Here is a 12072-nt window from a genome sequence, read left to right on the forward strand (position 1 = left end):
TGTGACCTCTGCCTTCGGAGGGCAGCGCTCTATCCAGCTGAGCTACGGGTGCCGGCGCCGCCGGGAGGCCCCCGACGCGGCGCGGGCGCAAGGTAGAACAAAGTGCGGCGCCTGACAATCGGCGGATTTCAAAGCCCTTCCAGCGCCATTTCGATGCCTTCGGCCGCGTAAAGCGCCTCGAGCCGCGCGAACGCCGCTTCCGAAAAATCCGTCTCCGGCAGCGCCGCGCCGGGCCGGAGCCGCGCCTGCCCGAGCCCCGCCACGCGCTCGATGGCGTAAAGCGCGCCAACGGCGGTGAGGTGCGCCTGGCCTTGCGCGTCGGCGATCGTCGCCCGCCGCTTCTCGCTGCGCCCGTCCTTCGTGCCCTCGACCTCGATGACGATCTCGTGCGGCGCGCCCTTGCCGGGTTTCGTCGCGGCGATCGCGCTCGCGCCCGGCAGTTTCATCAGTAGGCCCCATATCCCGAGCCGGATCAGCCGCCGCATCGTGGCGAGCGAATTTCCCTTGTCGAGGCCGAGCCGGACACCGACTTCCGCCGCGCCCGAAGCCAGCGCCGGTGTCACCACATCGCCCATGTTCATCCGGTAGACGTTCCGCGTCGCGCCGGAGGGAAAGCGCACCTGCCGCTCGTCGCTCAACGGGCCGACGCGGCGCCAATCGCCGCCCAAGCGCGCAACGAATTCTTGCGACATACCTTCGCCTGCGCTTGCCGAATCCGGGCCCATCCTGTCGCCGGTATAATAGAGGATCGAGATGTCGATGCGCACCACGCTGTCGAGCCCGCGCGTCAGCGCATGGGCGACGATCGCCGGGCCGCCGGCCATCCAGTGCGAGCTGAAAAGCGCCGGCGCGCGAACGTCGAAGAGGGCGGCGGTCGCCAGCCCGCGTGCCGTCGCCTCCCAGCCGCGCGTCATGTCCATATAGGCGATGCCGCGTTTGAGCGCGTCGCGCAGCACGCTGTCGTCGGTCTCGTGCACGAAGACGCCGACGGCGTCGATGTCGGCGATCGCCGCCAGCGGTTCGGCCTGCGCCGTGTCGAGCGCGAGCCCGCGCGCGTTGCCGATCTCCCTGGCGAGTTTTTCGGCTTCCGCCGCGCGCCGCCCGCCGATCAGGATTTCGACATCCGGGTGGTGCTTGCGCAGGAGCCGCGCCGCCTGCGCCCCCACCACGCCATAGCCGCCTGCCAGCAAAATGCGTTTCGCCATCGCCGTCTCCTCGCGCTTCGGTTTCGATCGGCGAGATATTGGTCATATGACCAATTTTGTCAAGTCCGGGCGCGCGCGCTAGTCTCGCCGCCATGATGCAAGGCTCCCCCGCCGCCACCGGAAAAGGCGCCACCCGCCGCGAGCAGATCCTCGAGGCGGCCTCCGCCCTGCTCCTCGAAGAGGGCTATGCGCGCTTTTCCGCGCGCGGCGTCGCCGCGCGGGCGGGCCTCCGCCTCAGCCACGTGCAGTACTACTTTCCGGCGCCCGCCGACATGCTGGCCGAGCTGCTCGACCGTTTCGTGCGCCGCTACAGCGACGAAATTCGCGCGCGCTTCGCGGGGCCCGGCAACGGCGAACAACGTCTCCACCGCGCGCTGGACTTCCTGCTGAACGACGAGGCCTACCGGCGCGACTGCGGCATCTTCATGTTGGAAGTCGCGAGTTTCGCCGCCCGCAACGAGGCGATTGCCGCCGCGCTTCGCCGCTACTACGCGGTCTATCTCGACGGCTTTGTCGACATGGTCAAGGCGCTCAACCCGGCGCTTGCGCCCCGGGAGCGCGACCGTCGCGCCCGCCAGAGCATCGCCTTTATCGAGGGCATGGCGATGACGCGGCCGCATATGGGCGCGAAAGGCGAGGCCGATTTCAGCGCCCGCGAGGCGACCCGCGCCATTCTGCGGCTCGCGACCGCGTCCTGAGGGCGAACGCCGCGCCTTGGCGCGTCACTCGAATCCGCCTATAGGAAGGAACCGAGTATTTCCGCCCGCGCCGGGTTTCCGCGCGATGCGCCTGAAAAGAGTTCCGCGTTCCCATGTCGATCCAAGCGCCCGAGGCCCTGCGGCTCGCGCCCTTCGATGTTTTCATCGACCCGCTCCTGTCTTTTCAGGACGCCCGTCTTCGCGAAATGCTGGCCTATTGGGATGGAAAGCGCGCCGGCAGGCCGTGCCCGGCCCGCGCCGATGTCAGCCCGGCCGACATCGTCAGCCACCTGCCGTCGGTCTTTCTGGTCGACGCCGAGCCGCCGGCGCTGTCACTGGCGCATTTTCGCGTCCGGCTGATGGGGACGGCCTTGAACGAGCTTTTCGCCCGCGATTTCACCGGCCGCACGCTTGAAAGCGACATATCGGAAAAGCCGGCTGCCGCCATCGCCAAGGTGCTCGGCGTCGTCTGCCAGTTGCGCCGTCCGCTCCGGCTCTACGGTGCGGCGGTCTTTGCGAAACTGGGCCCGGCGACGGAAATCGAGGCCGTCCTGCTGCCGCTCAGCGCCGGGACCCGCGTCGACATGGTGATGGGCGAACTCGTCAAGCGCGCTTCCGCTTGAAGGCGCTAATGCGGCGATGTGAGCTGCAGGAAAACGTCTTCGAGGTCGGACTCCTCGGTCGAGATGTCGCCGATCTCGATGCCCGCCGCACCGATCTGCCCGAGGATCGCCATGACGCCGCTTTCGGCCGGATTGTACTGAATGGCGAGCGTCCCGTCGGGTCTGAGTTCGGCCTTCATGCCTTGAAGCGCTGCGGGTAGTGCCGCAACCGGCGACGCCGGCCGCACGATCAGACGCTTGTCGCTGATCCGGGCCAGCAACTGTTCCTTCGGCTCGCAGCAGACGACATCGCCCTTGTCGATGATCGCGATGGTGTCGCAAAGCGCCTCGGCCTCTTCGAGGTAATGGGTGGTCAGCACGATTGTCGTGCCCCGCGCGTGCAGGCCTTTCACATAGTCCCAGAGCTGGCGGCGGAGTTCGATATCGACGCCGGCCGTCGGCTCGTCGAGGATCAGGACCGGCGGATTGTGGACCATGGCCTTGGCGACCAGCAGGCGCCGCCGCATCCCGCCCGACAGCGTCCGCGCATAGGCGTCGGCCTTGTCGTCGAGCCCCATGGCGGTCAGGATTTCCATGGTGCGCCGCTCGCTCTTCGGCACGCCGTAAAGCCCGGCCTGCATTTCCAGCACTTCGGCCGGCGTGAAAAACGGATCGATATTGAGTTCCTGCGGCACGACGCCGATTGAGGCGCGCGCCTGGCGCGGATTGACGTCGATGTCGAAACCCCAGACGGAAGCCGCGCCCGAGGTCTTGATGACAAGACCCGCCAGGATGTTGATGAAGGTCGACTTGCCGGCGCCGTTCGGTCCCAGCAGCGCAAAGATCGACCCGCGCGGGATCGCAAGATCGATGCCCTTCAGCGCCTCCTTGGCCGGCTGGTTGCCGCTGGCCTTGTAGACCTTCCGCAACGTTCGCGCCTCGATAGCATAGCGCGCCGCGGTGCGGGGCGCAGGTTCGGCGGGGATGCGGGTCTCGACGGTCTGATTGTCGTCGGCAAGCGTATGGGCCATGAAGCGGGCTCGTTTTCGGTCTTCGATGCGGGTTCTGTTGCAGGGCGGCGAACGCGTTATAGTGGCGTCCCGCCGCGAGGCGGAGGGCAAGCATAGGCCTCATAGATAGGGAAGGCGAGGCGCGTGGCAAGCGGCAAGACGCAAAAGAAACCGGACATGGCGGGCAGGCCGCTGAAAAAGGGCGATCACCTCTTTCTGGTCGATGGCTCGGGCTATATTTTCCGCGCCTATCATGCGCTGCCGCCATTGACGCGAAAGTCGGACGGTCTGCCGGTGGGCGCCGTCGCCGGCTTTTGCAACATGCTCTACAAGCTGATCGAGGACACCAGGGACGAGTTCGAGCCGACCCATCTCGCCGTCATCTTCGATGCCTCCTCCAAGACCTTCCGCAACGACATCTACCCCGCCTACAAGGCAAACCGCCTCGAACCGCCCGAAGACCTGAAGCCGCAATTCGCGCTCGTGCGCGACGCGACGCGCGCCTTCGGCGTACCCTCGATCGAAATGCTTGGCTACGAGGCCGATGACCTGATCGCGACCTATGCGCGCCTCGCGCATGAGGCCGGCGCCCGCGTTACCATCGTCTCGTCCGACAAGGATCTGATGCAGCTCGTCAACGACCGTGTCGACATGCTCGACACGATGAAGTTGAAGACGATCGCGCGTGAACAGGTGATCGAGAAATTCGGCGTGCCACCGGAAAAGGTCGTCGATGTGCAGGCGCTGGCAGGGGACTCGACCGACAATGTGCCGGGCGTACCGGGCATCGGCATCAAGACGGCCGCGCAACTGATCGGGGAATATGGCGACCTCGAAACGCTGCTTTCCCGCGCCACGGAAATCAAGCAGCAGAAGCGCCGCGAGAATCTCATCGAGTTTGCCGAGCAGGCGCGTGTTTCGCGACGGCTCGTCGAACTCGACAACAACGTCCCCATCGACGTCGATCTCGACACGATGGGCGTGCGCGATCCCGATCCCGAAACCCTGATCGGCTTCTGCAAGGATATGGAATTCAACACATTGACGCGCCGTGTCGGCGAACGTTTCAACATCGATGTCGATGCGATCCCGGCGACGGGCGCGCATCCGCCGCAGGCGGACGAAGCGGCGCCGGCAAGCGCCGGCCCCACGAAGGACAAGCAGGTCGCGTCGCGCGGCGCGAAGGGTGGCGTTCCCGGCGCAACGCCGAAGGGTATCGATGCCGATTTCGCGGCAGCGACCTATGTTGCGGTGACGGCGCTCGCCGATCTCGAAAACTGGGTCGCGCGGGCGCGCGCGCAAGGATATGTCGCCGTCGACACTGAAACGGATTCGCTGAACCCGATGCAGGCCCGTCTTGTCGGCGTTTCGATGGCGCTCGTTCCCGGCGAGGCGTGTTACGTGCCGCTGCAGCATGGCGCTGGCGACGGTCTCGATTTCGCCGATGCTGCCGCGCAAACCCAGATTCCGCTGAAAGACGCTTTGAAGGCGCTGAAGCCATTGCTCGAAGACTCGTCCATCCTGAAGATCGGCCAGAACCTCAAATTCGACATGCTGGTCTTTCGCCAGCACGGCATTGCGCTGGCACCGCTCGACGACACGATGCTGATGTCCTATGCGCTCGACGCCGGCGTCCATGGGCACGGCATGGACGAGCTTTCCGAGCTTCATCTCGGCCACAAACCGATCCCGTTCTCCGAAGTCGCCGGCAAGGGCAAGACGCAGATCACTTTCGATCGCGTCCCGGTCGACAAGGCCGTCGCTTATGCGGCGGAGGACGCCGATGTGACCTTGCGCCTCTGGCACATATTGAAGCCGCGTCTCGTCGCTGAGCACCGCATGTCGGTTTATGAAACACTGGAGCGACCGCTCGTGCCGGTTATCGTCGAAATGGAGCGCGCCGGCGTCAAGGTCGACAAGGCGGTGCTGGCGCGGCTTTCGGCCGACTTCGCGCAGAAGATGGCGCGCTTCGAAGATGAAATCTATGTGCTGGCCGGCGAGCGCTTCAACATCGGCTCGCCCAAGCAACTCGGCGAAATCCTCTTCGACAAGCAGGGCATCGACGGCGGCCGGAAGACCAAGACCGGCGCCTGGTCGACCGATGCCGACATGCTGGAGGCACTGGCCGCGCAAGGCCACGAGCTGCCGCGCGCCGTGCTCGACTGGCGCGGTCTCGCCAAGCTGAAAAGCACTTATACCGACGCATTGCCGGAATTCATCGACAAGGATACTGGCCGCATCCATACCTCCTATTCGCTGGCCGCGACCTCGACCGGCCGCCTCGCCTCGACCGATCCGAACCTGCAGAACATTCCGGTCCGCACCGAGGACGGCCGCAAGATCAGGACGGCCTTCGTCGCCGAAAAGGGCAACCTGCTGATCTCGGCCGACTACAGCCAGATCGAACTTCGCCTGCTGGCGCATATCGCCGATATCGAGGCGCTGAAAAAGGCCTTCGCCGAAGGACTAGACATTCACGCGATGACGGCGTCCGAAATGTTTTCGGTACCGCTGAAGGACATGGACCCCGGTATCCGCCGCCGCGCCAAGGCGATCAATTTCGGCATCATCTACGGTATTTCGGCTTTCGGCCTCGCCAATCAGCTTGGCATTTCGCGCCAGGAAGCGGGCGACTACATCGCACGCTATTTCGAGCGCTTCCCCGGCATCCGCGCCTATATGGACGACACCAAGGATTTCGCCCACAAGAACGGTTATGTCGAAACCGTCTTCGGCCGCCGCATTCACCTGCCTGCGATCAATTCGAAAAATCCGGCCGAAAAGAGTTTCATGGAACGCGCGGCGATCAACGCACCCATTCAGGGTTCCGCCGCCGACATCATCCGCCGCGCCATGATCCGCATGCCGGATGCTCTCGCAAAGGCAAAGCTCTCGGCCCGCATGCTGCTGCAGGTCCATGACGAACTGATTTTCGAAGCGCCCGAAAAGGAAGCCGAAAAGACCTGCAAGGAAGTCGCGAAGGTGATGTCGGCCGCTGCCGCGCCCGCCATCGCGCTTTCCGTGCCGCTCGATGTCGATGCGCGCGCGGCAAAAAACTGGGACGAGGCACATTAGAACCGAAACGGATATGGCCGAAGAGCGCAGAAAGAGCTGGGAGAATGAGCTTTCAGACGCGCTGCCGGTGAGCCCGTTCCTCATCGGTGCCGCCGTCTCGGCCCTCTTCTTCGCGAGCTTTCTCCTCACCGCCTTACTCTCCGGCGTGGACGTTGTTGTATCCCGCATCGACGAAGTTTCGCTTTCCAGCGAGGCCTGGGCGGCGCTCGCGCTTTCGCTTCTCTGGTTCGCGATCCTCGGTATCGGCCGTTACACTGTAGTGGGCAACTTGCGCGATGCGCGCCTGCTCGTCGGCATCGCTCCCCACATCACGCCGCAGAAAGTCGAGCGCTACACGCTCGGCGTCACGCAGCGCGAACTCGTTCGCTCGCGGATCGCCGGGATTGCAGGTTTTTTTGCAGGCGGCGTTCTCCACGCGATTGCCGTGCTTGGCGTCTTGCAGAATGGCTGGGCCGGCTTCGAAACACCGGTCGATGTCTGGATGTTCTTCGCTGTGTCGCTGCTCGTCATGCAGCTTTTGCGGCGCATTTACTTCCTGCACGGCGACACCGGGCTTTTCTCGGAAGCATTGAAGGGGCTGGAGCCGGATCTGTCGGACATCTCTCAGCTCGACGCATTCGGACGCGTGGCTTTGCGTGGCGCGCTGCCCTGGTTCGCCGTCGCGGGTATCGTCGCGCTGTTGCTGGTCGGGCAGGACGCGGATGGCATTACCGTTCCCGCCCTGATCTTGACGCTTGCCGCTGCCTTCTTCGTCTTCTTGCGCCCCATGCTGCGCGCCCATCGTGTCATCCGGCAGGCTAAATATCGAGACCTTGTCTGGCTGCGCGGAGAAATCCGCCGCCATGACAAGGCCTTGCGCGAGGGCGGCGAAGCGGAGCGCGAGGCAGCGCGTATGCTCGCTGCGCTCATTCTCCTCGAGGCCCGGCTGGAGCGCACGCGCGAATGGCCTCTCGATCTGCAGACGGCCGGCCGCCTGACGCTCTACGCGGCGATCCCGCTCGGCTCGTGGGCTGGCGCGGGCGTCGTCAACATCGCGCTCGAAACCTTGATTTCCTGAAAGCGTTCGCCGGGTCGGATTTTCGCCTTATATCTCTTGCATGGTGAAAAAACGGTGGGGGCATCGTTTCGGGGCAGCAACCGGAGGATCGCAGATGCCGACGTCGAATGACGACAGGAAGAAGGTCGAGGAGGCCGACAAGGAGAGTTTCCCGGCCTCCGACCCGCCCGCATGGACGAGCGGCGCAGCCTCGCCCGCAGCCGATGCAAAGCGGGCTGTGCGGAAAGCGGACGAAAAGGAAAACCGGGAGAAAAAGAAGGCCGCAGGCGAAGACATGATCGACGAAACACTCGACGAAAGCTTCCCCGCCTCTGACCCGCCCTCATGGACAGGTACGCAAGCGGGTGATGGACACGATACGCACCCGAAAGAGGGGGAATAACCCATCGCTCTTCGCCGCTCAGCGGCAAAGCCCGGACCTTGCGGTCCGGGCTTTTCCTTGTCTCTAGGCTGCCATCGTCAGCATGATCGGTTGCCTCTGCCGTTTGGCGGCATAGAGCTCGCCCATGCGCTCCGTGTGCCGGACAAGATTCTTGTGTGCGAGCGCCGCGTCTTTCAGCGGGCTTGGCAGGTCGGGCCCGATGATGTTGACGACGGTACCGAAGACGGTCGCATCCGTCAGCGTCGGCTTGTCGCCGAAGAAGAACGGCTTGTCGCCGAGAAAGGCCGAAAGCGCGGCAAGATCGCGGGCGCCGAGCGCATAGATTTCATCGCTCGTGTGGCGGCCCGTGCCCTGTGTGCGGAGCGCGGCGCGTGTCTGCTTTCGCGCCATTCGCGGCACGATCCGGGAGAGAGGGAAGGGCAGACCGCCGAAAAAGACGCGCTTCACCACGGGCCAGTTGCCATCGTCGATCCAACGGCTATGGACGAGAACCCAGTAAAGCCGCTCATCCACCATTTGCTGCAGCATATGCGATTGCGCTTTTTCGAGGTCGTTCAGGTCCCTGTCGAGATCGACGCCGAGCTTGTCATTCAGGTGGCGGAGAATGAGCGCCGAGTCGCCGATGCGCTCGCCCTCGATCTCAATGAAGGGGAGTTTTCCCTTCGGGGCATTGGCAGGGTTTGTCTCGTACCAGACCCGGTGCGGCACGCCGGCAAGCCGCAGCGCCGTTTCGAGTTTGACGCAGAATGGGCTGGGATTGGGAGTGCCCTTCAGGGTCGCCGGAAAAATGTGAAGGCGGATCATGGCGGAGGTCTCCGTTGGTTGAACGGATTCCATAATACTGACACGCTACTGACAGCATGCCGTCAGCAGTGATATGCCAGTTTCCGTGCATGCCCAGGCACGAATGAGAGGTTCCGATGCGCCGCGCCGACCGTCTTTTCGACATCATCGAATTTCTGCGCCGCAACAAGCGCGTCGTGACGGCACAGGAGCTTGCGGAGAAACTCGAAGTCTCCGTCCGCACCATCTACCGGGATGTCGCCGACCTGCAGGCAAGCCGCGTACCGATCGAAGGCGAGGCGGGCCTGGGCTACGTCCTGCGCTCGGGATACGAGCTGCCGCCCCTCATGTTCACGGAAGACGAGATCGAGGCCCTTGTCTTCGGCGCGCGCATGGTGCGCGCCTGGGGCGATGCGGCTTTCACGCAAGCCGCCGATGCCGCCGTCGCGAAGATCAGGGCAGTACTGCCGGAAAGGCTTGAGCGGATCGCCGAGACGACGCGCGTTACCGTCGCGCCCGGCCGCACGAACCAGAAGGACGGCTACAGTCGGCATCTCTCTCCCGTTCGCCGCGCGATCCGGGAGCGGCGCAAGCTCTCCATCGACTATGAGGCCTTGTCGGGCGAGCGCTCGCGTCGCATCGTGCGGCCGCTCGGCCTCGCCTTTTTCGGTCCCTTCTGGATGCTCGCCGCCTGGTGCGAGAAGCGCGACGATTTCCGCACCTTCCGCATCGAGCGGATCGGGACGATGAAGATCACGGAAGAGATGTTCAAGGACGAGAAAGGCAAGACGATGGAAGACTTCATCGCCCGCCCGAGCGAGAGTGCCTATAGCGGCTTGCCGCAGCCCAACGCTGACTGACGGTTGCCGAATAAAAAAGCCCGGACATTTCTGTCCGGGCTTTCATGTCTCGTATAAGGCCCTCGCTTATTCAGCGGCGCGGGCCGCGCCCGGCGCGGCGGCACGAACGTCCGGATCGACCTGTGCCTCGAACTTGGCGAAATTGTCGATGAACATTTTCACGAGTTTCTGCGCCTGCGCGTCGTAAGCGGCCTTGTCGGCCCAGGTCTCGCGCGGGTTGAGAATCTTGTCGTCGACACCCGGCACGCTGACCGGCACTTCAAACCCGAAATTCGGATCGGTGCGGAACGCGACATTGTTGAGTGAGCCGTCGAGCGCGGCGGCAAGCAACGCCCGCGTCGCCTTGATGGGCATGCGCGAGCCCGTGCCGTAGACACCGCCCGTCCAGCCGGTGTTGACGAGCCAGCACGACACTTTGTGCTCGGCGATGAGGTCGCGCAGCAGATTGCCGTATGCGGTCGGGTGGCGCGACATGAAGGGGGCGCCGAAGCAGGTCGAGAAGGTTGCCTCCGGTTCCGTCACGCCTTTCTCGGTGCCGGCGACCTTCGCCGTATAGCCCGACAGGAAATGGTACATGGCCTGGCTCGGCGTCAGGCGCGCCACCGGCGGCAGCACGCTGAAGGCGTCCGCCGTCAGCATGATGATGTTTTTCGGGTGCGGCGCGCGGCCCGTGGCGCTCGCATTCGGGATGAACGAGAGCGGATAGGCGCCGCGGCTGTTTTCGGCGAGCGCCGCGCTGTCGAGGTCGAGCTCGCGGCTGTTGTCGTCCATCACCACGTTTTCGAGCACGGTGCCGAAACGCTTGGTGACGGCATAAATCTCGGGTTCGGCTTCGGCCGACAGCTTGATCATCTTCGCATAGCATCCGCCCTCGAAGTTGAAGACGCCGTTTTCCGACCAGCCATGCTCGTCATCGCCGATCAGCGTGCGCGTGGCGACAGCCGAGAGCGTCGTCTTGCCGGTGCCCGAAAGGCCGAAGAAGATCGCCGTGTCGCCTTCGGGGCCGACATTGGCCGAGCAATGCATCGGCATTACGCGTTTCGGCGGTAACTCATAATTGAGCATCGAGAAGACCGACTTCTTGATTTCGCCCGCATAGGAAGTGCCGCCGATCAGCACGATGCGCTTGTCGAAATTGCAGGCGATCACGGTGCCGGTCCTGATGCCGTACTTCTCCGGGTCGGCTTCGAAGCTCGGCAGGTCGATGATGGTGAACTGGGGAATGAAGTCGTCGAGTTCTTCCGGCTTCGGTTCGATCAGCAAATTCTGGATGAAGAGCGAGTGCCAGGCGAATTCGGTATAGACGCGGGTGGCGAGGCGGTGGGTTTCGTCGGCGCCGCCAAAAAGATCCTGAATGAAGAGTTCCTTGCCCTCGGCGTGTTTCAGCATGTCGGTATGGAGGAGGTCGAAGGCTTCCGGTGTCATCGACTTGTTGTTGTCCCACCAGACGGTCTTTTCGGTGGAGGTGTCGCGGACAATGAATTTGTCCTTGGCGGAGCGTCCGGTGTGGACACCGGTCTTGACGACGAAGGGCCCGTTGGCGGCAACATGGCCCTCGTCCCGTTTTATCGCTTCTTCGTAGAGCGCGGCGGGGCGGTAGTTCCAGTGCGCGGCGGCGAGATTTTTGAAGCCGCTTTTGTCGGCGCCAAAACGGCTGATATAGGGCCCGGTCTGTTTCACAATTCTCTCCTCGTGATACCGAGAGGCCCGAGCGGGCCGTCTGGCTTGTTCGCTTCCCCGTCGCCCGGTTCCGGAAGATGATCCGCCGGACGATTATCGTTGCGCCGGCAAGGGCGGCCCACTTCCCGTCCGCTGGGAATATAGCAAACCCCGGGCCAGATGCCCCGGTCGCTGTCCAGGCGGTCGGAAATTCGGCGCCAACATACTGGCGGCCCCTGCCGGGCGCAACCGCTTTGCAACTGGCTTGCAAGGGGTGCGGCGAAGCGTCCTTTTGCTCTGGAAAGAGGCAGAAATGCTGTGAAAAAGGGCAGATCGGGCCGTGGTGTTTGCCTTGTTTCGCAGCCGGGTCGGCCCCTCAGCCAATGAGCAGATAGACCAGCGCGGCAGCGGCGAGGGCGGCGGGCAGCGTCAACAGCCACGATATGGCGATGCCGCCGGCGACGGTCCAACGCATCTCGCCCTTCGCGGCGCCGAGGCCGAAAAGACTGCCGACAGACACATGGGTCGTCGAAACCGGCAAGCCGAATGCGGAGGCGGAGATCACCATGCCGCTTGTTACCAGATTGGCGAGCGTGCCCTCCGCCTCGTTGAACGGCAGAATGCGCTCGGACATCGTGCGCGCGATCCGGCGCGAATGAAGAAGGCCGCCCAACGCCATGGCGAGCGCGATGGCGACGATGCTGGTCTCCAGCGCGAACGCATGCGCGGCAAGTGCGATGC

The 12072-nt window shown here is 64.1% G+C and carries 11 protein-coding genes; 6 read left to right on the forward strand and 5 right to left on the reverse strand.

The genetic code is table 11. From position 1 onward, the window contains the following. Positions 1–128 precede the first annotated feature (128 nt). Positions 129–1205: a hypothetical protein gene (locus WEB61_RS13225; RefSeq protein ID WP_368064807.1), complete on the reverse strand. Its 1077-nt coding sequence runs from the start codon at positions 1203–1205 to the stop codon at positions 129–131. Between the two features lie 92 nt (positions 1206–1297). Here WEB61_RS13225 and WEB61_RS13230 point away from each other — a divergent pair, with 92 nt between their 5' ends. Both WEB61_RS13230 and WEB61_RS13235 read left to right on the forward strand, forming a co-directional pair. Then, positions 1298–1903, forward strand: a complete 606-nt coding sequence (locus tag WEB61_RS13230; RefSeq protein ID WP_368064808.1) for a TetR/AcrR family transcriptional regulator — start codon at positions 1298–1300, stop codon at positions 1901–1903. 113 nt (positions 1904–2016) lie between these two features. Beyond that, positions 2017–2526 carry a PAS domain-containing protein gene (locus WEB61_RS13235; protein WP_368064809.1) on the forward strand — a complete coding sequence of 170 codons (510 nt, stop codon included), beginning with the start codon at positions 2017–2019 and terminating at the stop codon, positions 2524–2526. A 5-nt stretch (positions 2527–2531) separates the two neighbouring features. Here WEB61_RS13235 and WEB61_RS13240 read toward each other — a convergent pair whose 3' ends face one another. Continuing rightward, entirely contained in the window at positions 2532–3536 is a 1005-nt protein-coding gene (locus WEB61_RS13240; RefSeq protein ID WP_368064810.1) for an ABC transporter ATP-binding protein, read from the reverse strand. Between the two features lie 171 nt (positions 3537–3707). Between WEB61_RS13240 and polA the strand changes: the two genes are divergently transcribed. From polA to WEB61_RS13255, 3 genes are all read left to right on the forward strand, one after another. Then, positions 3708–6590: a DNA polymerase I gene (polA, locus tag WEB61_RS13245; RefSeq protein ID WP_368064817.1), complete on the forward strand. Its 2883-nt coding sequence runs from the start codon at positions 3708–3710 to the stop codon at positions 6588–6590. 13 nt (positions 6591–6603) lie between these two features. Beyond that, positions 6604–7647, forward strand: coding sequence for a hypothetical protein (locus tag WEB61_RS13250; RefSeq protein ID WP_368064811.1), 1044 nt, complete (start codon positions 6604–6606; stop codon positions 7645–7647). Between the two features lie 94 nt (positions 7648–7741). After that, on the forward strand, positions 7742–8029 hold the full coding sequence (locus WEB61_RS13255) for a hypothetical protein (protein WP_368064812.1): 288 nt from the start codon (positions 7742–7744) through the stop codon (positions 8027–8029). 63 nt (positions 8030–8092) lie between these two features. On the opposite strand, the gene WEB61_RS13260 is transcribed toward WEB61_RS13255, so the two are convergent. After that, on the reverse strand, positions 8093–8833 hold the full coding sequence (locus tag WEB61_RS13260) for a glutathione S-transferase family protein (RefSeq protein ID WP_368064813.1): 741 nt from the start codon (positions 8831–8833) through the stop codon (positions 8093–8095). A 116-nt stretch (positions 8834–8949) separates the two neighbouring features. On the opposite strand from WEB61_RS13260, the gene WEB61_RS13265 reads away from it, so the two are divergent. Next, positions 8950–9672 carry a helix-turn-helix transcriptional regulator gene (locus WEB61_RS13265; protein WP_368064814.1) on the forward strand — a complete coding sequence of 241 codons (723 nt, stop codon included), beginning with the start codon at positions 8950–8952 and terminating at the stop codon, positions 9670–9672. A gap of 66 nt (positions 9673–9738) precedes the next feature. Here WEB61_RS13265 and WEB61_RS13270 read toward each other — a convergent pair whose 3' ends face one another. Both WEB61_RS13270 and WEB61_RS13275 read right to left on the reverse strand, forming a co-directional pair. Then, complete coding sequence (locus tag WEB61_RS13270) at positions 9739–11352, reverse strand: phosphoenolpyruvate carboxykinase (RefSeq protein WP_368064815.1); 1614 nt, start codon at positions 11350–11352, stop codon at positions 9739–9741. A 355-nt stretch (positions 11353–11707) separates the two neighbouring features. Next, positions 11708–12072, reverse strand: a 365-nt coding sequence (locus WEB61_RS13275; protein ID WP_368064816.1) for an inorganic phosphate transporter, incomplete at its 5' end; no start/stop codon positions are given.

Source organism: Parvibaculum sp. (assembly GCF_040882025.1).
In the GTDB taxonomy this organism is placed as follows: domain Bacteria; phylum Pseudomonadota; class Alphaproteobacteria; order Parvibaculales; family Parvibaculaceae; genus Parvibaculum.